The organism is Citrobacter sp. Awk 4 (assembly GCF_028069725.1).
In the GTDB taxonomy this organism is placed as follows: domain Bacteria; phylum Pseudomonadota; class Gammaproteobacteria; order Enterobacterales; family Enterobacteriaceae; genus Citrobacter_D.
Genome location: NZ_JANEWG010000066.1, coordinates 1 through 23,463 on the forward strand (window position 1 = coordinate 1; position 23,463 = coordinate 23,463).

The following is a 23,463-nucleotide window of genomic DNA, read 5'->3' on the forward strand; positions in this document are numbered from 1 at the left end:
ATCATGCAGGTTAATATAGTAATTACGAAGTATTCACCTGATTGAGAGAATAAAAAGTGAAACATCTGCACCGTTTCTTTAGCAGCGATGCCTCTGGGGGCATCATTCTTATCATCGCCGCTGCTCTGGCTATGTTGATGGCGAATCTGGGGGGGACCAGTGGCTGGTATCACGCATTTCTGGATACGCCGGTACAACTCAAAGTCGGCGCATTAGAAATCAATAAAAACATGCTGTTGTGGATCAATGATGCACTGATGGCGGTGTTTTTCCTGTTGATCGGGCTTGAGGTCAAACGTGAACTCATGCAGGGGTCGCTGGCCAGTTTGCGTCAGGCGGCTTTCCCGATCATTGCCGCCATTGGCGGGATGGTTGTCCCGGCTTTGCTCTATCTGGCGTTTAACTACGCTGATCCCATTACACGTGAAGGGTGGGCCATTCCAGCCGCCACCGATATCGCTTTCGCGCTGGGTGTACTGGCGCTGTTGGGAAGTCGTGTCCCTCTGGCGCTGAAAATATTCCTGATGGCGCTGGCGATTATCGACGATCTGGGCGCTATTGTGATTATCGCGCTGTTCTACACCAGTGACCTTTCCGTGATGTCGTTAGGGGTTGCCGCGTTTGCGATTCTGGTGCTGGCAGTCCTGAATATGTGCGGGGTAAGGCGTACCGGTATTTATATTCTGGTGGGCATGGTGTTGTGGACAGCGGTGCTGAAGTCTGGAGTACACGCAACGCTTGCTGGCGTGATTGTCGGCTTCTTCATTCCGCTCAAGGAGAAGCATGGGCGCTCTCCGGCTAAACGTCTGGAGCACGTTTTGCATCCGTGGGTGGCGTATCTGATTTTGCCACTGTTTGCTTTTGCCAATGCTGGTGTCTCGTTACAGGGTGTGACGATAGACGGATTGACCTCCATGCTTCCGCTGGGGATTATTGCGGGCCTGTTAATCGGTAAACCGCTGGGCATCAGTGTGTTCTGCTGGCTGGCTCTGCGTCTCAGACTGGCACAATTACCGGAAGGGACGAACTTTCAGCAGATTATGGCCGTCGGGATCTTGTGTGGTATCGGTTTTACCATGTCGATTTTTATCGCCAGTCTGGCATTTGGAAATGTCGATCCTGAGCTGATTAACTGGGCAAAACTGGGAATTCTGATCGGTTCGTTGTTGTCGGCGATTGTGGGTTATAGTTGGCTTCGTGCCCGCTTAAATGCGCCTGTTTAACGGGCGTGGAATGACAAGGGAGCCACATGTGGCTCCCTTTGCAACATTGTTCAGGGAGAGAAATGAGCATGCCCCATATTAATTACAACCATCTTTATTACTTCTGGCATGTCTATAAAGAAGGTTCTGTTGTTGGTGCTGCAGAGGCGCTGTATCTGACCCCACAAACCATTACCGGTCAGATTAAGGCCCTTGAAGAGCGTTTACAGGGAAAATTGTTTAAGCGAAAGGGACGTGGTCTGGAGCCCAGCGAGTTAGGGGAGCTGGTTTTTCGCTACGCGGACAAAATGTTCACACTTAGCCAGGAGATGCTGGATATCGTGAATTACCGCAAAGAGTCAAATCTGCTGTTTGACGTTGGTGTGGCGGACGCGCTTTCCAAGCGTCTGGTCAGCAGCGTGCTGGATGCCGCTGTGGCTGAGGGAGAACAGATCCACCTGCGCTGCTTTGAATCTACACATGAGATGTTACTTGAACAACTGAGTCAGCATAAGCTGGATATGATCATCTCTGATTGCCCGATAGACTCCACGCAACAGGAAGGACTCTTCTCCGTGAAGATAGGAGAGTGCAACGTTAGCTTTTGGTGCACGCATCCACTCCCCGAAAAACCGTTTCCAGCCTGTCTGGAGGAACGCCGGGTACTGATTCCTGGGCGTCGTTCAATGCTGGGACGCAAACTGCTGAACTGGATTAACTCCCAGGGGCTAAACGTTGAGATTCTGGGTGAGTTCGATGATGCTGCGTTGATGAAGGCATTTGGCGCCACTCACAATGCGATTTTTGTGGCACCAACGCTCTATGCGAATGATTTTTATGCTGACGATTCGATTGTTGAAATCGGGCGCGTAGAGAATGTTATGGAAGAGTACCATGCTATTTTTGCGGAGAGGATGATTCAGCATCCTGCAGTGCAGCGAATTTGTCATGCGAACTACAGCGCGCTCTTTGCCCCTGCGAACAAGTAAGGTGTGTCGTGTGTGCCGAACAGACATAAAAAAACCCGCTTGCGCGGGTTTTTTTACAAAGCTTCAACACTCAGGCGATTAAGCCAGTTTGTTGATTTGTGCAGTCAGGTTAGCTTTATGACGTGCAGCTTTGTTTTTGTGGATCAGACCTTTAGCAGCCTGACGGTCCACGATTGGTTGCATTTCGTTAAATGCTTTCAGTGCAGTAGCTTTGTCGCCAGCTTCGATAGCTGCGTATACTTTCTTGATGAAAGTACGCATCATAGAGCGACGGCTTGCGTTGTGCTTACGAGCCTTTTCAGACTGAACGGCGCGCTTCTTAGCTGATTTGATATTAGCCAAGGTCCAACTCCCAAATGTGTTCTATATGGACAATTCAAAGGCCGAGGAATATGCCCTTTCAGCCTTCTTTTGTCAATGGATTTGTGCAAATAAGCGCCGTTAATATTGCAGCACTCGTTGCGTAGTGATGGCGCAGGATTCTACCAGCTTGCGGACTGTGAATACAGCCTTTCCGCGATAAAAATTGAACCAGACGGCCAGTTTTTTGTATTGATTTGGCCATAACAATGAAAACAAACCTCTTTATGTTTCGCTGCATCAATCGCCGGTTAACCTTGACCGCTGTACAAGGTATACTTTGGCGATTTTCACTGTTTTGAGCCAGACATGAAGCTGATACGCGGCATACATAATCTCAGTCAGGCCCCACATGGGTGTGTGCTGACTATTGGTAATTTCGACGGTGTGCACCGTGGCCATCGCGCGTTGCTACAGGGCTTGCAGGAAGAAGGGCGCAGGCGTGGCTTACCGGTCATGGTCATGATTTTCGAGCCACAGCCGCTGGAGTTGTTTGCGACTGAAAAGGCGCCTGCACGTCTGACCCGTCTACGGGAAAAACTACGCTACCTGGCAGAGTGTGGCGTCGAATACGTGTTGTGCGTGCGTTTCGATCGCCGGTTTGCCGCGCTTACGGCGCAAATGTTTATCAGTGACCTGCTGGTAAAACGTCTCGGCGTACAATTTTTGGCCATAGGCGACGATTTCCGCTTTGGTGCTGGTCGCGAAGGCGATTTCTTGTTATTACAGAAAGCGGGCGCTGAGTATGGTTTTGACATCACCAGCACCCAGACGTTTTGTGAAGGCGGAGTGCGAATCAGCAGTACCGCGGTGCGCCAGGCGTTGGCAGAAGATAACCTGTCGCTCGCTGAAAGTTTACTGGGACGCCCCTTTACCATCTCCGGGCGCGTTGTCCACGGCGATGAATTAGGCCGCACCATCGGTTTCCCGACGGCGAATTTACCGCTGCGTCGTCAGGTTTCCCCGGTTAAAGGGGTCTATGCGGTTGAAGTGATGGGCCTTGGCGACAAGCCGTTACCCGGCGTCGCTAACATTGGCACCCGCCCAACGGTGGCGGGCGTGCGTCAACAGCTGGAAGTGCATCTGCTGGACGTTGCAATGGACCTTTACGGTCGCCATATCGATGTAATACTGCGTAAAAAGATACGCAATGAGCAGCGGTTCGCTTCTCTTGATGAGCTGAAAGCGCAGATCGCGCGTGATGAGTTAACGGCCCGCGAATTTTTTGGGCTATCAAACCCGGCGTAAGCCTACGTGATAAATACGGAAACGAGAATCTGATGAGTGACTATAAATCAACCCTGAATTTGCCGGAAACAGGGTTCCCGATGCGTGGCGATCTCGCCAAACGCGAACCGGGAATGCTGGCGCGTTGGACTGATGATGACCTGTACGGCATCATTCGTGCGGCCAAAAAAGGCAAAAAAACCTTCATTCTGCATGATGGCCCTCCTTATGCGAATGGCAGTATTCATATTGGTCACTCAGTTAACAAGATTCTGAAAGACATTATCGTGAAGTCCAAAGGACTTGCGGGATTTGACTCACCTTATGTTCCGGGGTGGGACTGTCATGGTCTGCCGATCGAACTGAAAGTTGAGCAGGAATACGGTAAACCGGGCGAGAAGTTCACTGCGGCGGAGTTCCGTGCGAAGTGTCGCGAATATGCGGCGGCGCAGGTCGATGGCCAGCGTAAAGACTTCATCCGCCTGGGCGTGCTGGGTGACTGGTCACATCCGTATCTGACGATGGATTTCAAAACCGAAGCCAACATCATTCGTGCGCTGGGTAAAATCATCGGTAACGGTCATCTGCATAAAGGCGCGAAGCCGGTGCACTGGTGCGTAGACTGCCGTTCCGCACTGGCAGAAGCAGAAGTTGAGTATTACGACAAAACCTCTCCGTCTATCGACGTGGCTTTCCACGCCGCCGATCAGGATGCCGTAAAAGCAAAATTCGGCGTCACTTCCGTGAACGGTCCGGTTTCACTGGTTATCTGGACCACCACACCGTGGACGCTACCTGCTAACCGTGCGATTTCTCTGGCGGCTGATTTCGACTATGCGCTGGTACAGATTGAAGATCAGGCGCTGATTCTGGCGAAAGATCTGGTTGAAGGCGTGATGCAGCGTGTCGGCGCCGCAAATTACAGCATCCTCGGCACGGTCAAAGGTGCGGAACTGGAACTGTTGCGCTTTACCCATCCGTTTATGGGCTTTGATGTTCCGGCGATTTTAGGTGAGCACGTTACGCTGGACGCGGGTACGGGTGCGGTACATACCGCCGGTGGCCACGGCCCTGACGACTACACTATCAGCCAGAAATACGGCCTGGAAATTGCCAACCCGGTTGGGCCGGACGGCGCTTACCTGGCGGGAACGTATCCAGGGCTGGACGGTGTTAACGTATTCAAAGCCAACGACAAAATCGTTGAGATGCTGCGTGAGAAAGGCGCACTGCTGCACGTTGAGAAGATGCAGCATAGCTATCCGTGCTGCTGGCGTCACAAGTCACCGATCATCTTCCGTGCGACGCCGCAGTGGTTTGTCAGCATGGATCAAAAAGGTCTGCGCGCGCAGTCGCTGAAAGAGATCAAAGGCGTGCAGTGGATCCCGGACTGGGGTCAGGCACGTATCGAATCTATGGTCGCGAACCGTCCTGACTGGTGTATCTCCCGTCAGCGTACCTGGGGCGTGCCGATGTCTCTGTTTGTACATAAAGACACCGAAGAGCTGCACCCTCGTGCCATTGAACTGATGGAAGAAGTGGCGAAACGCGTTGAAGTTGACGGTATTCAGGCATGGTGGGATCTCGACCCGAAAGAGATTCTGGGCGATGACGCTGACCAGTATGTGAAAGTGCCGGATACGCTGGACGTCTGGTTTGACTCTGGTTCCACCCACTCTTCCGTCGTGGATGTACGTCCTGAGTTTGCCGGTCACGCCGCAGATATGTATCTGGAAGGTTCTGACCAGCATCGCGGCTGGTTCATGTCTTCTCTGATGATCTCCACCGCCATGAAAGGCAAAGCGCCATACCGCCAGGTACTGACCCACGGATTTACTGTGGATGGTCAGGGTCGCAAGATGTCCAAATCCATCGGTAATACCGTTTCTCCTCAGGATGTGATGAACAAACTGGGTGCAGATATCCTGCGTTTGTGGGTGGCATCTACCGATTACACTGGTGAAATGGCGGTTTCTGACGAGATCCTGAAACGCGCTGCCGACAGCTATCGCCGTATTCGTAACACCGCGCGCTTCCTGCTGGCGAACCTCAACGGTTTCGATCCGGTGAAAGACATGGTGAAACCGGAAGAGATGGTCGTCCTGGATCGCTGGGCGGTTGGCTGTGCGCAAGCCGCACAGGAAGACATCCTGAAAGCGTATGAAGCCTACGATTTCCACGAAGTAGTACAGCGCCTGATGCGTTTCTGCTCCGTTGAAATGGGCTCGTTCTACCTTGATATCATCAAAGATCGCCAGTACACCGCGAAAGCAGACAGTGTGGCGCGTCGTAGCTGCCAGACTGCCCTGTATCACATTGCAGAAGCGCTGGTACGCTGGATGGCGCCGATCATGTCCTTCACTGCGGATGAAATCTGGGGTTACCTGCCGGGCTCCCGCGAGAAATACGTGTTCACAGGCGAATGGTACCAGGGGCTGTTTGGCCTGGCCGATGCAGAAACCATGAACGATGCTTTCTGGGACGAGCTGCTGAAAGTTCGCGGCGAAGTGAACAAAGTCATTGAACAGGCACGAGCGGACAAGAAAGTGGGTGGTTCCCTGGAAGCGGCGGTAACGCTGTATGCCGAGCCGGAACTGGCCGCGAAGCTGACTGCTCTGGGCAACGAATTGCGATTTGTCCTGTTGACCTCTGGCGCTGCTGTCGCAGAGTATGCAAGTGCGCCTGCTGATGCCCAGCAGAACGAACTGCTGAAAGGGCTGAAAGTCGTATTGAGCAAAGCCGAAGGTGATAAGTGCCCGCGTTGCTGGCATTACACGACTGATGTCGGTCAGGTGGCGGAACACGCAGACATCTGCGGACGCTGTGTCAGCAATATCGCCGGTGATGGCGAACAACGTAAGTTTGCCTGATGAGTAAGCCTATCTGTTCAACAGGACTGCGCTGGCTGTGGCTGGTGGTGGTCGTGCTGATTATTGATTTGGGCAGCAAATACCTGATCCTCCAGAATTTTGCTCTGGGGGATACGGTGTCGCTGTTCCCATCGCTTAATCTGCATTATGCGCGTAACTACGGCGCGGCGTTCAGTTTCCTTGCCGATAGTGGTGGCTGGCAGCGTTGGTTCTTCGCCGGTATTGCCATTGGTATTTGCGTAATCCTGATGGTGATGATGTATCGCGGGAAGGCTTCGCAAAAGCTGAATAACATTGCTTATGCGTTGATTATTGGCGGCGCGCTGGGCAATTTATTTGATCGTTTGTGGCACGGCTTTGTCGTCGATATGATCGACTTCTACGTCGGCAATTGGCACTTCGCCACGTTCAACCTCGCAGATACCGCAATTTGTGTCGGTGCGGCGATGATTGTGCTGGAAGGCTTTTTGCCTTCGAAAGAGAAAAAAGCCGCATAAAAAATGGCCGGATGGCGCTGGCGCTAATCCGGCCTACAATATCGCGATCCTTGTAGGCCCGGTAAGCGTAGCGCCACCGGGCAAACAGGCGGCAGCAATTTTAAAGAGCAACCTGCATGTCAAAATCAGTACAGAGTAACAGTGCGGTGCTGGTGCACTTCACCTTAAAGCTTGACGATGGCTCCACCGCAGAGTCGACCCGCAATAACGGCAAACCTTCGCTATTTCGCCTGGGTGATGGTTCTCTGTCTGAAGGACTGGAACAGCATCTTCTTGGCCTGAAAAATGGCGAAAAAACCACGTTTTCTCTGGAGCCGGATGCCGCCTTTGGTGTACCGAGCCCGGATTTGATTCAGTATTTCTCGCGTCGGGAATTTATGGACGCGGGAGAACCCGAAATCGGGGCCATAATGCTCTTTACCGCAATGGACGGCAGTGAAATGCCTGGCGTGATCCGCGAAATTAATGGCGACTCCATCACCGTTGATTTCAACCATCCGCTGGCTGGGCATATCGTTCATTTTGATATTGAAGTGCTGGAAGTCGATCCGGCACTGGAGGCGTAAAATGCAGATCCTGTTGGCCAACCCGCGCGGATTTTGCGCTGGTGTAGACCGCGCTATCAGCATTGTTGAAAACGCGCTGGCGATTTATGGCGCGCCAATTTATGTTCGTCACGAAGTGGTGCATAACCGCTATGTGGTGGACACCCTGCGCGAGCGTGGGGCAATTTTTATTGAGCAAATCAGTGAAGTACCGGACGGCGCGATCCTGATTTTCTCTGCCCATGGCGTTTCTCAGGCGGTGCGTAACGAGGCGAAAAGCCGCGATCTCACGGTTTTTGACGCGACCTGCCCGCTGGTAACGAAAGTGCATATGGAAGTGGCGCGCGCCAGCCGTCGCGGCGAAGAGTCGATCCTGATTGGTCATGCTGGACACCCGGAAGTCGAAGGCACGATGGGCCAGTACAGTAACCCGGAAGGGGGAATGTACCTGGTCGAATCGCCTGAGGATGTCTGGACGCTGAATGTCAAAAACGAGGGCAAACTCTCCTTTATGACGCAAACCACGCTCTCCGTGGATGACACTTCAGACGTTATTGATGCGCTGCGTAAGCGATTCCCGAAAATCGTCGGGCCGCGTAAAGACGATATCTGTTATGCGACGACTAACCGTCAGGAAGCGGTGCGTGCGCTGGCTGAGCAGGCCGATGTGGTGTTGGTGGTCGGTTCAAAGAACTCCTCAAACTCCAACCGTCTGGCTGAACTGGCGCAGCGAATGGGGAAAACAGCATTTCTCATCGACGATGTGACCGATATCCAGGAAGACTGGGTGAAAGAGGCTAAATGCGTGGGTGTCACCGCGGGAGCCTCCGCACCGGACATTCTGGTGCAGAATGTCATTTCGCGTCTGCAGGAGCTTGGCGGTGGCGAAGCGATTCCGTTGGAAGGTCGTGAAGAGAACATCGTTTTTGAAGTGCCGAAAGAGCTGCGAGTGGATGTTCGTGAAGTAGAGTAAATCTTGCACGTGATGATTATGAGAAGATGCCAGACTCGATGTCTGGCATTTTTTATGGAGGAAATATGCGCCTACCCATTATTCTCGACACTGATCCAGGTATTGATGATGCCGCTGCCATTGCTGCTGCGCTGTTTGCCCCTCAGCTTGATCTGCGGCTGATGACCACGGTCGCCGGTAACGTCTCTGTGGAGAAAACCACCCGTAATGCCCTGCAACTGCTGCATTTCTGGAATGCCGATGTTCCTCTGGCGCAGGGGGCCGCTACGCCGCTGCTACGTTCGTTGCGCGACGCTGCTTATGTTCATGGCGAATCCGGTATGGAAGGCTATGATTTTGTTGGCCATGACCGACAGCCGCTGGCGAAACCGGCTTTTATCGCCATTCGTGACGCGTTGATGAGCGCTCCTGAACCGATGACTTTGGTCGCTATTGGCCCGCTGACAAATCTTGCGCTGCTGTTGATGCACTATCCGGAATGTACGTTCAATATTCGCCGTCTGGTGATCATGGGCGGTTCTGCCGGGCGAGGGAACTTCACCCCTAATGCCGAATTTAATATCGCTGTCGATCCGGAAGCTGCCGCCTGTGTGTTCCAGAGTGGAATAGAAATTGTGATGTGCGGGCTGGATGTCACCAACCAGGCCATGCTGTCGCCGGAGTATCTGGCTACGCTACCCACCCTGAATCGTACCGGAAAGATGTTACATGCTCTGTTCAGTCATTATCGCAGTGGGACAATGCGTACCGGCGTGCGGATGCACGATCTCTGCGCCATTGCCTGGCTGGTTCGTCCGGATCTGTTTACCGTGAAGCCGTGCTTCGTCGCGGTAGAAACCCAGGGTGAATATACTGCCGGAACAACCGTTGTGGATATTGAAGGGCGTATGAACAGACCGGCAAACGTTCAGGTTGCCCTCGATATCAATGTGAGTGGTTTCCAGCAATGGGTTGCAGACGTGCTGGTACTGGCCCCGTAAATTCAGGTGTAAAAAACGGTATGGTGCGAATTATTCCGATGCATCATGCCTTTTACTGATATCTCACCCTGTTTATCATTAAATTCTAATTATCGACGTTTTTGGCTAGCGGTGCGGCAGCGTGCTGGTTAATCTGAAAACGATTTACGTAAAATTAACAAAAGAGAATAGCTATGCATGATGCACATATCCGCGTTGCCATCGCGGGAGCCGGTGGACGCATGGGACGTCAGCTGATTCAGGCGACACTGAGCATGGAAGGCGTTCAACTGGGCGCAGCACTGGAGCGAGAAGGTTCCTCATTGCTGGGCAGCGATGCGGGTGAACTGGCGGGGGCCGGAAAGTGTGGCGTTACCGTACAAAGCAGCCTTGATGCAATCAAAGACGATTTTGATGTCTTTATCGATTTTACCCGCCCGGAAGGGACGCTGACGCATCTGGCCTTTTGCCGCCAGCACGGAAAAGGCATGGTGATAGGCACAACCGGGTTCGACGAGGCCGGTAAGCAGGCTATTCGCGACGCATCTCAGGAGATAGGGATTGTGTTTGCAGCGAACTTTAGCGTGGGCGTCAATGTCATGCTGAAGCTTCTCGAAAAAGCGGCAAAAGTAATGGGCGACTACGCCGACATTGAAATTATTGAAGCGCATCATCGTCATAAAGTGGATGCGCCGTCAGGTACAGCACTGGCGATGGGGGAAGCGATTGCCCATGCGCTGGACAAAGATCTTAAGGACTGCGCAGTCTACAGCCGGGAAGGTTATACCGGTGAGCGAGTACCTGGCACGATTGGTTTTGCTACCGTACGTGCGGGCGACATTGTGGGTGAACATACTGCGATGTTTGCTGACATTGGCGAGCGCGTTGAGATTACTCATAAGGCATCCAGTCGCATGACATTTGCTAACGGAGCCGTAAAATCGGCGATTTGGCTAAAATGCAAATCAAATGGTCTTTTTGATATGCGAGATGTGCTTAATTTAAATGATTTATAAGCATAAGTTACCCTTAGTGATGTGGTCATTGTAGTCATAATTTATTGATTACATGGGGCAATATTTTATTGCCCTTTTATTTTATTGATGTCTGAGTTTATTTTTCATGAATGGCTTAAAATTCCAAGTTTTCACCTTTGTTTTTGTTTGTTTTATGTAAATTTTGACCAAATGGTCTGCTTTTTTCATCTTGATAGCCTATTTTCATGCTCTTTTCGTCGCGCAAGCGTTTCCCGACACCACTTAGCTGATCTTTTTACCTGTTAAATCGCATGATTTCTCTCAATGACTCAAAATAATAATAAAAATTCCCCTTTCAGGTAGACTTTTGTCTGCGCTATCTCTAGAATGCCGCCGTTTGCCAGAAATACATGGGTAAGCAAATTTGCATTGATTCATGCAAGCAAAATGAATTAATATGCAAATAAAGTGAGTGAATATTCTCTGGAGGGTGTTTTGATTAAGTCAGCGCTATTGGTTCTGGAAGACGGAACCCAGTTTCACGGTCGGGCCATAGGGGCAACGGGTTCGGCGGTTGGGGAAGTCGTTTTCAATACTTCAATGACCGGTTATCAAGAAATCCTCACTGATCCTTCCTATTCTCGCCAAATCGTCACTCTTACTTATCCCCATATCGGCAATGTCGGCACCAATGAAGCCGATGAAGAATCCTCTCAGGTACATGCGCAAGGTCTGGTCATTCGCGACCTGCCGCTGATTGCCAGCAACTTCCGCAATACCGAAGACCTCTCTTCTTACCTGAAACGCCATAACATCGTGGCGATTGCCGATATCGATACCCGCAAGCTGACGCGCCTGCTGCGTGAGAAGGGTGCACAGAATGGCTGCATCATCGCGGGTGATAATCTTGATGCGACGCTGGCGTTAGAAAAAGCCAAAGCGTTTCCAGGACTGAACGGCATGGACCTCGCGAAAGAGGTCACCACGACGGAAGCCTACAGCTGGACGCAGGGGAGTTGGACGCTTTCAGGCGACCTGCCGGAAGCGAAGAAAGAAGAAGAGCTGCCGTTCCACGTAGTGGCTTACGACTACGGCGCGAAACGCAATATTCTGCGTATGCTGGTGGACAGAGGCTGCCGCCTGACGGTGGTGCCAGCACAGACCTCTGCAGAAGAGGTTCTGAAGATGAATCCGGATGGCATTTTCCTCTCTAACGGCCCTGGCGACCCGGCACCGTGCGACTATGCCATTACCGCGATTCAGAAATTCCTCGAAACCGATATTCCGGTGTTCGGTATCTGTCTTGGCCATCAGCTACTGGCGCTGGCAAGCGGTGCGAAAACCGTCAAGATGAAGTTTGGCCACCACGGCGGCAACCATCCGGTCAAAGATATTGATAACAACACAGTGATGATTACCGCGCAGAACCACGGTTTTGCGGTGGATGAGGCGTCAATGCCTGCGTGTCTCCGTGTGACGCATAAATCCCTGTTTGACCACACTCTGCAGGGTATCCATCGCACCGACAAACCGGCGTTTAGCTTCCAGGGACACCCGGAAGCCAGCCCTGGCCCGCACGATGCCGCGCCACTGTTCGATCACTTTATCGAACTTATCGAGCAATACCGTAAGACCGCTAAATAATCAGGAGCCGAGAAGAAAATGCCAAAACGTACTGATATAAAAAGCATCCTGATCCTTGGCGCTGGTCCGATTGTTATCGGTCAGGCCTGCGAATTTGACTACTCCGGCGCACAGGCCTGTAAAGCCCTGCGTGAAGAGGGTTACCGCGTTATTCTGGTGAACTCTAACCCGGCGACCATCATGACCGACCCGGAAATGGCCGATGCCACTTACATTGAGCCGATTCACTGGGAAGTGGTGCGTAAAATCATCGAAAAAGAGCGTCCGGACGCTGTTCTGCCAACCATGGGCGGCCAGACAGCGCTGAACTGCGCGCTGGAACTGGAACGTCAGGGCGTACTGGAAGAGTTCGGCGTGACCATGATTGGCGCGACGGCTGATGCGATTGATAAAGCGGAAGATCGCCGTCGCTTCGACATCGCGATGAAGAAAATTGGTCTCGACACCGCACGCTCTGGTATCGCTCATACGATGGAAGAAGCGCTGGCGGTTGCCGCTGACGTCGGCTTCCCGTGCATCATCCGACCTAGTTTCACCATGGGCGGCACCGGCGGCGGTATTGCCTATAACCGCGAAGAGTTCGAAGAAATTTGCGAACGCGGGCTGGATCTTTCCCCCACCAATGAGCTGTTGATTGATGAATCGCTGATTGGCTGGAAAGAGTACGAGATGGAAGTGGTGCGTGATAAAAACGACAACTGCATCATCGTCTGCTCTATCGAAAACTTTGACGCCATGGGCATCCATACCGGTGACTCCATCACGGTGGCCCCGGCGCAGACGCTGACCGACAAAGAATACCAAATCATGCGTAACGCCTCGATGGCGGTACTGCGCGAGATCGGCGTGGAAACCGGTGGTTCTAACGTCCAGTTTGCGGTAAACCCGAAAAACGGCCGTCTGATTGTTATCGAAATGAACCCGCGCGTATCCCGCTCTTCGGCGCTGGCATCGAAAGCGACCGGTTTCCCAATTGCCAAAGTGGCGGCAAAACTGGCGGTAGGTTACACCCTCGATGAGCTGATGAACGATATTACCGGTGGACGCACCCCGGCATCGTTTGAGCCTTCCATTGACTACGTTGTGACTAAAATTCCACGCTTCAACTTCGAAAAATTCGTCGGCGCGAATGACCGTCTGACCACCCAGATGAAATCTGTCGGTGAAGTGATGGCGATTGGCCGCACCCAGCAGGAATCGCTGCAGAAAGCGCTGCGTGGCCTGGAAGTGGGCGCCACCGGTTTCGACCCGAAAGTGAGCCTCGATGACCCGGAAGCGCTGACCAAAATCCGCCGCGAGCTGAAAGACGCCGGTGCTGAGCGTATCTGGTACATCGCTGACGCCTTCCGCGCTGGCCTGTCTGTCGACGGCGTGTTTAACCTGACCAATATCGACCGCTGGTTCCTGGTACAGATTGAAGAACTGGTCCGTCTGGAAGAAAAAGTGGCAGAAGTGGGCATTAACGGCCTCGATGCTGACTTCCTGCGTCAGTTGAAGCGCAAAGGGTTTGCCGATGCGCGTCTGGCAAAACTGGCGGGCGTTCGCGAAGCGGAAATCCGCAAACTGCGCGACCAGTTCAACCTGCACCCGGTTTACAAGCGTGTGGACACCTGCGCGGCGGAATTCGCCACTGACACCGCCTACATGTACTCCACTTATGAAGATGAGTGTGAAGCGAATCCGAATCAGGATCGCGACAAAATCATGGTGCTGGGCGGCGGTCCAAACCGTATCGGTCAGGGGATCGAGTTCGACTACTGCTGTGTGCATGCCTCACTGGCGCTGCGTGAAGACGGTTACGAGACCATTATGGTCAACTGTAACCCGGAAACGGTTTCTACCGACTACGACACCTCTGACCGTCTCTACTTTGAGCCGGTAACTCTGGAGGATGTACTGGAAATCGTCCGCGTCGAGCAGCCGAAAGGCGTTATCGTACAGTACGGCGGCCAGACGCCGCTGAAACTGGCGCGTGCGCTGGAAGCGGCGGGCGTACCGGTTATCGGAACCAGTCCGGATGCGATTGACCGTGCAGAAGACCGTGAGCGCTTCCAGAAAGCCGTTGACCGTCTGAAGCTGAAACAACCGGCGAACGCCACCGTGACCGCGATTGAGATGGCGGTTGAGAAGGCGAAAGAGATTGGCTACCCGCTGGTGGTGCGCCCGTCTTACGTACTGGGCGGCCGTGCGATGGAAATCGTCTACGATGAAGCCGACCTGCGTCGCTACTTCCAGACGGCGGTGAGCGTTTCTAACGATGCGCCAGTTCTGTTGGACCGCTTCCTCGACGATGCGGTTGAAGTGGACGTGGATGCTATCTGCGATGGCGAGATGGTGCTGATTGGCGGCATCATGGAGCACATCGAACAGGCGGGTGTTCACTCCGGTGACTCAGCTTGCTCGCTGCCTGCTTACACCCTGAGCAAAGAAATCCAGGACGTGATGCGCCAGCAGGTGCAGAAACTGGCCTTCGAACTGCAGGTTCGCGGCCTGATGAACGTTCAGTTCGCGGTGAAAGACAACGAAGTCTACCTGATTGAAGTGAACCCGCGTGCGGCGCGTACCGTTCCGTTCGTCTCCAAAGCGACAGGCGTACCGCTGGCGAAAGTAGCAGCGCGCGTGATGGCCGGTAAGTCACTGACTGAACAGGGTGTCACCAAAGAGATTATCCCACCGTACTACTCGGTGAAAGAAGTGGTGCTGCCGTTCAACAAATTCCCGGGTGTTGACCCGCTGTTAGGGCCAGAAATGCGCTCTACCGGGGAAGTGATGGGCGTGGGCCGTACTTTCGCAGAAGCGTTCGCGAAAGCGCAGCTGGGCAGCAGCTCTACCATGAAGAAATCCGGTCGCGCATTGCTCTCGGTTCGTGAAGGCGATAAAGAGCGTGTGGTGGACCTGGCGGCAAAACTGCTGAAACAGGGCTTCGAACTGGATGCTACCCACGGCACGGCGATTGTGCTGGGCGAAGCGGGCATCAACCCGCGTCTGGTGAACAAGGTGCATGAAGGCCGTCCGCACATTCAGGACCGTATTAAGAATGGCGAATATACCTATATCATCAACACCACCGCGGGTCGTCAGGCGATTGAGGACTCCAAGCTGATTCGCCGCAGCGCGCTGCAGTATAAAGTGCACTATGACACCACGCTGAACGGCGGTTTCGCCACGGCGATGGCGTTAAATGCGGATGCCACTGATAAGGTGACATCGGTGCAGGAAATGCACGCGCAGATTAAAAAATAATCTTTGCTGGCGGGGAGTTACCCGCCATCCTGTAACACGGAATATTGACCATTAATCTAAACGGTTCCTGAAAAGGAACCGTTTTTTTTGGGGCTGATAAGTTAATTCCAGGATGTTTATATTTCTTTAATCATATTTACAATGTGACAAGCAAGATTCAGCTCACACTAATTAATCTTTAACTTGCATATTATCGCTGATATCCACGACTTTAATATGGCTAATGGCATTGCGTTAATTTTCGCCGACAGAGCCTGAGCAAGAATTTTAATTAGTGAAAATGGTGTGCCTATGTGTGAAGAATATGTTGAAAAACCACTTTATTTGTTAATTGCTGATTGGGTGATGGCGCAAAATCGTTGGGTTAGCGCCAAAGAGATAGCAAAGCATTTTGATATGGACCATTGCAAAGCGATTAATACGGTTTCTTATATTCTCTCTGAGGTTGGGGAAATATCCTGCGAAACCAAGACAATTCCAAACCAGCTTGAGGGGCGGGGATGTCAATGTCAGCGACTGGTGCGTATCAATAATATTGATGCTTCGCTCTATACCCGCCTGGGTATTAGCGCGCAGACAAAAGTGGTAAGCCCGGTGAGCCGAACCTGTATGTCAGTACCGCCCAGGGAACTCAATCGCGAACAAAAATGGCAGATGATGCTCTCTAAAAGCATGCGTCGTTAATCGTAATAGCCTGTTTGTCGGAAGGCGTTGTGAAACGCCTTATCCGACAAACACATTCACCTTTCTGCACGACCGCAGACGTGCTGGCGCTATCCTGCATGAGTTACATTTCCGATTTTGGTTTCACCTCCGTTGTGCCTTTCAGTCGCGGTCGGTTTACTTCAACCTGAGTTAACGGCTGAGTTTCATGAAGCGCGGCCCGACAGCGCACGGCGAGATCCTGATATTCTTTAGTATTGAGCCGCTTCCAGCGCAACTCGTCATCCGTCACTGGACGGAGAAAGCGCGCGGGGCTGCCCACCAGTAGCTGGCGGGGAGCACCTGTGAATCCTGCTTTCACAAAACTCATTGCAGCGACGATGCTCTCTTCGCCAATCACTGCGCCGTCCATGATGACGCTGTTCATGCCGACCAGCGCGTCCCGGCCCACAATGCAACCGTGCAGAATCGCGCCGTGTCCGATGTGCCCATTTTCATGCACAATGGTGTCGGTGTCGCAATAGCCATGCATAATGCAGCCATCCTGGAGATTGGCGCCTGCTTCAAGGATCAAACGGCCATAGTCACCGCGCAACGAAGCGTGTGGGCCGATATACACCCCGGCCCCGACAATCACATCGCCAATAAGCACGGCGCTGGGATGGACATACGCCTCTGGATGTACCACCGGAATCAGGCCTTCAAAGGCGTAATAGCTCATAAATATTCCTTCATGTTTTTTGCCGGATGGCGGCATAAACGCCTTATCCGGCCTACGCAACAGTTACTTTTTGTAGGCCTGAGCCGGGTATTAACGCCCTTTCCAGACCGGGTCGCGTTTTTCTGAAAATGCCAGCGGCCCTTCGACGGCATCTTCGGAATGCAGTACGGCAGGGTAATGTTTTAGCGCGCCGCTACGGATGTGGCGATAGCCCTCTTCAACTGGCATTTCGCTGGTGGCGCGGTAAATCTCTTTGAGTGCGGCAATGGCCAGCGGTGCGCTGTCGACCAGTTGTTGCGCCAGTTCGCGGGCGCTGTCCATGAGTGCAGACTGATCTACGACGCGGTTTACGATCCCCCAACGCAATGCTTCTTCAGCGTCCATGCGTCGACCGGTCATGACCATTTCATTAACGATGGCAGGCGGCAGCAGTTTAGGCAGACGCAGTACGCCGCCACTGTCCGGCACGATCCCCAGTTTGGCTTCTGGCAATGCGAAGCTGGCGTTTTCTGCGCAGACAATAAAGTCAGCCGCCAGCGCCAGCTCAAAACCGCCGCCAAACGCATAGCCGTTAACGGCGGCAATGACCGGTTTGTCGAGGTCAAAGATTTCGGTCAAGCCAGCAAATCCGCCAGGGCCAAAATCTGCATCTGGCGCTTCACCTTCAGCGGCGGCTTTCAGGTCCCAACCGGCAGAAAAGAATTTTTCTCCGCCGCCAGTAATAATGGCCACGCGCAGCTCTGGATCGTCACGGAACTGGAGAAAAACCTCGCCCATTTCGAAACTGGTTTTAGCGTCGATGGCATTTGCTTTTGGCCTGTCCAGGGTAATTTCCAGAATAGGGCCGTTGCGGGTCAGACGTAATGATTCACTCATATCTTCACTCCTTAATTATTTTTATTCCGTTACAGAGACAGCACAGAACCTGCAAAAGCGCTGCATCCATTTCGTCGTGATATTTGTTTTTGGCGGGCTATTTCCCCACCGTGTGCGTTATTTCAGATTTTTTTTGATTATTTTTCCTGAACAATTTCGTGGCAAATCAGTTCGTATCTCCATAAAAGAGGGAACTTTAAATTTCGCCATATTCAATTCGCAAAAACTGAAAAATTCATCTTCGCTTAACGTTTCTCCTTCATTCAGCACCACAAAGGCTTTAATGGCTTCATCGCGAATAGAATCTTTAATTCCAACGACAACGATGTCCTGAATTTTCGGGTGTGCAGAAATAATATTTTCCAGTTCAACGCAGGAGACGTTTTCCCCTCCGCGCTTGATCATGTTGCAGCGCCGGTCGACAAAATAGAAAAAACCTTCTTCGTCCCGGTAGCCTGAGTCACCTGTATGCAACCAGCCGTCAGGCTCCAGCGCTTTTGCGGTCGCATCCGGGCGGTCGTAATACTCTTTGAAAATGGTTTTCCCCGGGATGCCTTTGATACAGATTTCACCTGTCACACCCGGGGGAAGAGGCAGGTTGTTCTCATCACGAATTTCGGCTTCATAGCAAAAACCAACTCGCCCGATAGAGGGCCAGCGTCGTTTGTCTCCCGGTCTGTCGCCAATGATCCCAACGATGGTCTCCGTCATTCCGTAGGAAGTCAGCAGCCTGACGCCGAAGCGCGCAATAAAGTCATCTTTTTCCTGTACCGACAGGTTGAGGTAGAACATCACTTCGCGCAGGTGATGCTGCCGGTCTTGCGGAGATTCGGGTTGCACCATCAGTGTGCGGATCATCATCGGGATGCATTCGGTGACGGTGGCGCGGTATTTTCGTACCTGTTCCCAAAACGCGCGGGCGCTGTATTTCTCGAGCAAGACAAAGGTACTGCCCACCGAGAATGCAGCCATTGCCGCCGTACACTGACAGTCGATGTGAAAAGCAGGCATGACCGTCAGGTAGATATCATCCTCGCGCAAGGCGCACTGCCAGGAGGAGTAGTAGCCTGCGAAGCGTAAATTATAGTGAGTGATGACCACCCCTTTAGGGCGTGACGTGGTGCCAGAGGTGAACAGAATTTCGGCGGTATCGTCGGTACTGAGTGGTGGGGCATACCGAAGCGTGGTGGATTGCTGCTTTCTCAACTGAGTAAAGTTGATAAGGTCATCTACCTTTGGAATGTCCTGACCGATAAGGCATATACGGGTAAGCGGATTGTCCTCATCCTGCTGAATTTGTTGGTACATCGGATAGAACTGGCTGCTGGTGACTAACAGCTGCGCCTGGCTACTTTGCAAAATCCAGGTGCTTTCTTCCCGCAGCAGTCGGGCATTGATGGGCACCATGACAGCCCCGATTTTTGCCAGCCCGAACCAGCAGAAGATAAATTCCGGACAGTTATCCAGATGGAGTGCAACCTTATCGCCTTTTCGAATACCTAACGAATGGAACAGGTTTGCTGTACGGTTGATTTCCTCATTCAGCGAGGTATAGCTGAATTGCTGTACGACGCCTTCGCTGGACTCGAAAATGAGCGCCATTTTATCATCATAGACGTCCGCAAGGTCGTCCCACATCTGACGTAAGTTTTGTCCGCCAACGATATCCATTGCACCTCTATCCGTTTTTCACCGTGATGGCGCTAACTGGCAAAGCCAGCCAGCGCGACCGCGTTTAGTTCTCAACTTTGGCCAGGCCTTTGCCGACCAGCTCATTAATGTCTGCTTCGCTATAACCGATATTTTTAAGAATGGCGGCGGTATCCATGCCGTGTGAAGGCATGCCTCGCCAGATTTTTCCAGGATTGTTTTTGAATTTCGGCATCACGTTCGGCCCTTTACAGGTGCGACCGTCTATCGTTTGCCACTGCGTGATGGATTCACGGGCAACATATTGCGGGTTGCCTTCCAGTTCCGGGATAGTCAGTACTTTTGCACAGGCGATATTCAATTCGGCAAAACGAGCCTGCACCTCAGCGATGGTGTGTGTTGCCAGCCAGGCATCCAGTTTTTCTTCGACTAAAGGTCCATACGGACACTCGACGCGGTGAATCAACTGCGTGCCTTCCGGGACTTCTGGCGTGCCCAGAATGTGCGCGAGACCAATATCTTTAAAGCATTCGTTAATTTGGGTAATGCCGACCAGCTCCATGACGATATAGCCGTCTGCACATTTATAGAGTCCACACCCGGCGTAGTAGGGGTCTTTGCCTTTGGTCATTCGCGGGCAAATTTCGCCGCCGTTGAAGTGATCCATCATGAAGTACTGCCCCATGCGCAGCATGACTTCGTACATCGCGATATCAATACTTTCGCCTTTACCGGTTTCACGTACTCTGTACAGGGCCGCCAGCGCAGAGGTGGTTGCGGTCATGCCAGAAAAATAGTCTGCCGTATAAGGGAAGGCAGGCATCGGTTGATCAACGTCGCCGTTTTGAATCAGGTAGCCGCTGAATGCCTGGGCGATGGTGTTGTACGCCGGGAGATTGGTGTACTCCTCGGTACCGTATTGACCAAAACCGGAAAGATGGGCGATAACCAGCTTCGGGTTATGCTCCCAGAGCACTTCATCGGTGATCCCCCGACGGGCAAATGCCGGGCCTTTACTGGCTTCGATGAAGATATCGGTGGTTTCCATAAGCTTAAGAAACGCTTCCCGGCCTTCATCTTTGAAAATGTTCAGGGAGAGCGCGTGCAGATTGCGACGCGAAAGTTGCGGATAGTTAGGCTGAACGCGGATTGTATCGGCCCAGGCCACGTTTTCAATCCAGATGACTTCAGCGCCCCACTCGGCAAACATTTGCCCGGCGAACGGTCCGGCGATTTCAATCCCGGAGAAGACAACCCTCAACCCGGTCAGTGGCCCAAAGGTGGGCATCGGTAAATGATTCATAATTTTTCTCCTGGCATTTATGGGTGTCCATGTAGGCCGGATAAGACGCTCGCGTCGCCATCCGGCCTACAGGTTGTGCCGTTCTATCGGTACTGTTTCAGTACTGCACGACCCAGTGTCAGGATCTGCATTTCGTCAGAGCCGCCGGAAACGCGGTCAACGCGCAGGTCACGCCAGAAACGTGTGATACGGTGGTTGCCCGCAATCCCCACGCCGCCCAACACCTGCATAGCACTGTCCACAACTTCAAACGCAGCATTGGCGCAGAAGTACTTACACATTGCAGCATCACCGGAAGTAATGGTGCCGTTATCGCTCTTCCACGCTGCTTCCAACAGCATGTTTTTCATGGAGTTTAATTTAATCGCCATGTGAGCGAATTTTTCCTGAATCAACTGGAAGCGACCGATAGTTTCGCCAAACTGCACGCGCTGATTCGCATAGCGCGCGGCATCTTCAAAGGCGCACATCGCAGTACCGTAGTTGGTTAAGGCCACCAGGAAACGTTCGTGGTCGAACTCTTCTTTTACGCGGTTAAAGCCGTTACCTTCACGACCGAACATGTCTTTCTCATCCAGTTCGACGTCGTCAAAGTTGATTTCGCAGCAGCTGTCCATGCGCAGACCGAGCTTCTCAAGTTTGTTCACTTTGATGCCCGCTTTGCTCATATCGACAAACCATTCGGTATAAACCGGTTTGTCCGGAGAGGCGGCATCTCGTGCCATTACCACGATGTAAGGGGTATAGGCGCTACTGGTGATAAAGCACTTACTGCCGTTAAGATAAACCTTACCATTTTTACGCGTATAAGTAGTTTTTAAACTACCAACATCTGATCCCGCTCCCGGTTCTGTGATGGCGGAGTTCCACATTTGCTTCCCGGTCCCCTGGAAAGCCATGATCTTGTCGATCTGCTCCTGGGTTCCTTCACGCAGGAAGGTGTTAAACCCGCCTGGAAGCTGGTACAGCACATACGTTGGCGCGCCCAGGCGTCCCAGTTCCATCCAGACCGCCGCGACGGTGACAAAACCGGCTTCCAGTCCACCGTGTTCTTCCGGGATCAGCAGGCTATCAATGCCCATATCCGCCAGTGCTTTGACAAAACGTTCTGGATAGACGCTGTCGCGATCGCACTCGGCAAAATACGCTTCCCAGTTTTCACTGGCCATCAGTTCACGAATACCGGCGACAAACAGTTCCTGCTCGTCATTTAAATTAAAATCCATCTTCCAACCTCTTGATATATTGGGGTTAAAGTTACTTGTCTTTCCAGTGCACTTTGGCGTCTTTAATAAAGGACAGCGTCACCATGATATTGACGAAGAACAACGGACAGCCGCCGGCGATAATGGCGGTTTGAATCGGTTTCAGCCCACCTAGCGCCAGCAGTACAATCCCGATAACGCCTACCAGCACTGACCAACCGATGCGAACCAACAGTGGCGGTTCTTCGCCGTCGCGTACTTCGCGGCAGGTCGACATTGCCAGGGTGTAAGAACAGGCGTTAATCAGAGTTACCGTGGCGATAAAGCAGAGGATGAAGAATCCCCACATCGTGGCGGTACTGAGCGGCAGCGCGGCCCAGGTTTCGATGATGGCGCGCGCCACACCGTGTTGTTCGATCACCTGCGGAATGTTGATAATGTTTTTGTCCATCAGCAGCAGGGTGTTACTGCCGAGAACGGTCCACAGGATCCAGGTGGATGCGGTCAGACCAATCACCATCCCGAAGCACAATTCACGTACGGTACGTCCACGGGAAATACGGGCGAGGAAGATACTCATCTGGATGGCATAAATAACCCACCATGCCCAGTAGAAGACAGTCCAGCCTTGCGGGAAGCCGCCTTTGCCGATGGCATCGGTATAAAACAGCATACGTGGGAGATACATCAGCAACATGCCGACGGAATCGGTGAAGTAGTTCATGACGAAGCTGGCGCCGCAGACAATAAACACCCAGCCCAGCATCAGGAAGCTCAAATAGCTGCGAATATCACTGGCGATCTTCACCCCTTTTTGCAGGCCGCACGCGACGCAAATCGCATTCAGGATGATCCAGCAGGTGATGATGATGGCGTCCAGTTGCAGCGTATGCGGAATGCCAAACAACCACTGCATACACTCAGTGACCAGCGGTGTCGCCAGCCCCAGACTGGTACCCATCGCAAAGATCAGCGCCACCAGATAGAAGTTATCGACGATGGTCCCGAACAAGCCTTTTGCGTGTTTCTCTCCGACCAGCGGCACCAGCGTTGAGCTGGGACGAATCACATCCATCTTACGAACAAAGAAGAAGTAAGCGAATGCAACGGAGAGGAAGCTATAGGTTGCCCACGGTAACGGTCCCCAGTGGAACAGGCTGTATGCCAGGCCCAGTTCTTTCGCACCCGTGGAATTAGGTGCAAGGGCAAATGGCGGTGTCGAGATGTAGTAGTAAATCTCAATGGAACCCCAGAACAAGACGGCGGCTGAGGTACAGGAGGCAAACATCATAAAAATCCAGCTGGGAGTGCTGAATTCAGGTGCTTCATCACCTAATTTCTTTTTGGCATAGGGGCCGAAAACCAACCAGCACCAACCAAAAAGCATAACGATCATGTACCATTCGAATGCCCAACCCCAGACATTTGTGACGTAACTAAATACGGCATTAATAACGACATTTGCCGCATCCAGATCGCGAACGGTTAACCAACATAGTATTCCAACAATAATTAATGGCGGAAAAAAAACCTTTGGTTCAATTCCAGACTTTTTCTTT

At 52.4% G+C, this 23,463-nt stretch carries 19 protein-coding genes and 1 pseudogene; 13 read left to right on the forward strand and 7 right to left on the reverse strand.

The window, feature by feature from the left end; translation table 11 throughout:
• Positions 1–56: 56 nt before the first annotated feature.
• Entirely contained in the window at positions 57–1,223 is a 1,167-nt protein-coding gene (nhaA, locus tag NNO04_RS20000; RefSeq protein ID WP_271446140.1) for a Na+/H+ antiporter NhaA, read from the forward strand.
• Positions 1,224–1,291: 68 nt separating this feature from the next.
• Positions 1,292–2,191 (forward strand): transcriptional activator NhaR, encoded by a 900-nt coding sequence (gene nhaR, locus NNO04_RS20005; RefSeq protein WP_271446156.1) that lies wholly within the window; start codon positions 1,292–1,294, stop codon positions 2,189–2,191.
• 78 nt (positions 2,192–2,269) lie between these two features.
• On the opposite strand, the gene rpsT is transcribed toward nhaR, so the two are convergent.
• Positions 2,270–2,533, reverse strand: a complete 264-nt coding sequence (rpsT, locus tag NNO04_RS20010) for a 30S ribosomal protein S20 (protein WP_003018940.1) — start codon at positions 2,531–2,533, stop codon at positions 2,270–2,272.
• A 105-nt stretch (positions 2,534–2,638) separates the two neighbouring features.
• Between rpsT and NNO04_RS20015 the strand changes: the two are divergent.
• From NNO04_RS20015 to caiF, 11 genes and pseudogenes are all read left to right on the forward strand, one after another.
• Positions 2,639–2,853, forward strand: a pseudogene (locus NNO04_RS20015) (DUF2575 domain-containing protein).
• A 7-nt stretch (positions 2,854–2,860) separates the two neighbouring features.
• Positions 2,861–3,799 (forward strand): bifunctional riboflavin kinase/FAD synthetase, encoded by a 939-nt coding sequence (gene ribF, locus NNO04_RS20020; protein WP_271446141.1) that lies wholly within the window; start codon positions 2,861–2,863, stop codon positions 3,797–3,799.
• Positions 3,800–3,831: 32 nt separating this feature from the next.
• Positions 3,832–6,648, forward strand: coding sequence for an isoleucine--tRNA ligase (gene ileS, locus NNO04_RS20025; protein ID WP_271446142.1), 2,817 nt, complete (start codon positions 3,832–3,834; stop codon positions 6,646–6,648).
• Positions 6,648–7,145, forward strand: a complete 498-nt coding sequence (gene lspA / locus NNO04_RS20030; protein ID WP_192611018.1) for a signal peptidase II — start codon at positions 6,648–6,650, stop codon at positions 7,143–7,145. The genes ileS and lspA overlap by 1 nt, the downstream gene beginning before the upstream one ends.
• Before the next feature lie 116 nt (positions 7,146–7,261).
• A complete protein-coding gene (gene fkpB / locus NNO04_RS20035; RefSeq protein WP_271446143.1) occupies positions 7,262–7,711 on the forward strand; it encodes an FKBP-type peptidyl-prolyl cis-trans isomerase in 450 nt (149 codons plus the stop codon).
• A gap of 1 nt (position 7,712) precedes the next feature.
• A complete protein-coding gene (ispH, locus tag NNO04_RS20040; RefSeq protein WP_271446144.1) occupies positions 7,713–8,663 on the forward strand; it encodes a 4-hydroxy-3-methylbut-2-enyl diphosphate reductase in 951 nt (316 codons plus the stop codon).
• A gap of 65 nt (positions 8,664–8,728) precedes the next feature.
• Positions 8,729–9,643, forward strand: coding sequence for a ribonucleoside hydrolase RihC (gene rihC / locus NNO04_RS20045; protein WP_271446145.1), 915 nt, complete (start codon positions 8,729–8,731; stop codon positions 9,641–9,643).
• Between the two features lie 173 nt (positions 9,644–9,816).
• On the forward strand, positions 9,817–10,638 hold the full coding sequence (gene dapB, locus NNO04_RS20050; protein ID WP_271446146.1) for a 4-hydroxy-tetrahydrodipicolinate reductase: 822 nt from the start codon (positions 9,817–9,819) through the stop codon (positions 10,636–10,638).
• Positions 10,639–11,094: 456 nt separating this feature from the next.
• A complete protein-coding gene (gene carA / locus NNO04_RS20055) occupies positions 11,095–12,243 on the forward strand; it encodes a glutamine-hydrolyzing carbamoyl-phosphate synthase small subunit (RefSeq protein WP_271446147.1) in 1,149 nt (382 codons plus the stop codon).
• An 18-nt stretch (positions 12,244–12,261) separates the two neighbouring features.
• Positions 12,262–15,486, forward strand: coding sequence for a carbamoyl-phosphate synthase large subunit (gene carB, locus NNO04_RS20060; RefSeq protein WP_271446148.1), 3,225 nt, complete (start codon positions 12,262–12,264; stop codon positions 15,484–15,486).
• Positions 15,487–15,777: 291 nt separating this feature from the next.
• Positions 15,778–16,170 carry a carnitine metabolism transcriptional regulator CaiF gene (caiF, locus tag NNO04_RS20065; protein ID WP_271446149.1) on the forward strand — a complete coding sequence of 131 codons (393 nt, stop codon included), beginning with the start codon at positions 15,778–15,780 and terminating at the stop codon, positions 16,168–16,170.
• Between the two features lie 103 nt (positions 16,171–16,273).
• Here the strand turns inward: caiF and caiE are convergent, their stop codons facing one another.
• From caiE to caiT, 6 genes are all read right to left on the reverse strand, one after another.
• Complete coding sequence (gene caiE / locus NNO04_RS20070) at positions 16,274–16,870, reverse strand: carnitine operon protein CaiE (RefSeq protein ID WP_271446150.1); 597 nt, start codon at positions 16,868–16,870, stop codon at positions 16,274–16,276.
• A gap of 90 nt (positions 16,871–16,960) precedes the next feature.
• Entirely contained in the window at positions 16,961–17,746 is a 786-nt protein-coding gene (gene caiD, locus NNO04_RS20075; RefSeq protein WP_271446151.1) for a crotonobetainyl-CoA hydratase, read from the reverse strand.
• Between the two features lie 117 nt (positions 17,747–17,863).
• Positions 17,864–19,417: a crotonobetaine/carnitine-CoA ligase gene (gene caiC / locus NNO04_RS20080; protein ID WP_271446152.1), complete on the reverse strand. Its 1,554-nt coding sequence runs from the start codon at positions 19,415–19,417 to the stop codon at positions 17,864–17,866.
• A gap of 64 nt (positions 19,418–19,481) precedes the next feature.
• Positions 19,482–20,699, reverse strand: coding sequence for an L-carnitine CoA-transferase (caiB, locus tag NNO04_RS20085; RefSeq protein ID WP_271446153.1), 1,218 nt, complete (start codon positions 20,697–20,699; stop codon positions 19,482–19,484).
• Positions 20,700–20,782: 83 nt separating this feature from the next.
• Positions 20,783–21,925, reverse strand: a complete 1,143-nt coding sequence (caiA, locus tag NNO04_RS20090; protein ID WP_271446154.1) for a crotonobetainyl-CoA dehydrogenase — start codon at positions 21,923–21,925, stop codon at positions 20,783–20,785.
• A 31-nt stretch (positions 21,926–21,956) separates the two neighbouring features.
• A partial coding sequence (caiT, locus tag NNO04_RS20095; protein ID WP_271446155.1) for an L-carnitine/gamma-butyrobetaine antiporter occupies positions 21,957–23,463 on the reverse strand: 1,507 nt, incomplete at its 5' end.

Bases quoted from the DNA above. Each gene is read 5' to 3' on its own strand.
- caiD (WP_271446151.1), bottom strand. From the start codon at position 17,746: ATGAGTGAATCATTACGTCTGACCCGCAACGGCCCTATTCTGGAAATT.
- caiC (WP_271446152.1), bottom strand. From the start codon at position 19,417: ATGGATATCGTTGGCGGACAAAACTTACGTCAGATGTGGGACGACCTT.
- lspA (WP_192611018.1), top strand. From the start codon at position 6,648: ATGAGTAAGCCTATCTGTTCAACAGGACTGCGCTGGCTGTGGCTGGTG.
- ileS (WP_271446142.1), top strand. From the start codon at position 3,832: ATGAGTGACTATAAATCAACCCTGAATTTGCCGGAAACAGGGTTCCCG.
- ribF (WP_271446141.1), top strand. From the start codon at position 2,861: ATGAAGCTGATACGCGGCATACATAATCTCAGTCAGGCCCCACATGGG.
- caiE (WP_271446150.1), bottom strand. From the start codon at position 16,870: ATGAGCTATTACGCCTTTGAAGGCCTGATTCCGGTGGTACATCCAGAG.
- caiB (WP_271446153.1), bottom strand. From the start codon at position 20,699: ATGAATCATTTACCGATGCCCACCTTTGGGCCACTGACCGGGTTGAGG.
- nhaR (WP_271446156.1), top strand. From the start codon at position 1,292: ATGCCCCATATTAATTACAACCATCTTTATTACTTCTGGCATGTCTAT.
- dapB (WP_271446146.1), top strand. From the start codon at position 9,817: ATGCATGATGCACATATCCGCGTTGCCATCGCGGGAGCCGGTGGACGC.
- ispH (WP_271446144.1), top strand. From the start codon at position 7,713: ATGCAGATCCTGTTGGCCAACCCGCGCGGATTTTGCGCTGGTGTAGAC.
- caiF (WP_271446149.1), top strand. From the start codon at position 15,778: ATGTGTGAAGAATATGTTGAAAAACCACTTTATTTGTTAATTGCTGAT.
- rihC (WP_271446145.1), top strand. From the start codon at position 8,729: ATGCGCCTACCCATTATTCTCGACACTGATCCAGGTATTGATGATGCC.
- caiA (WP_271446154.1), bottom strand. From the start codon at position 21,925: ATGGATTTTAATTTAAATGACGAGCAGGAACTGTTTGTCGCCGGTATT.
- fkpB (WP_271446143.1), top strand. From the start codon at position 7,262: ATGTCAAAATCAGTACAGAGTAACAGTGCGGTGCTGGTGCACTTCACC.
- carB (WP_271446148.1), top strand. From the start codon at position 12,262: ATGCCAAAACGTACTGATATAAAAAGCATCCTGATCCTTGGCGCTGGT.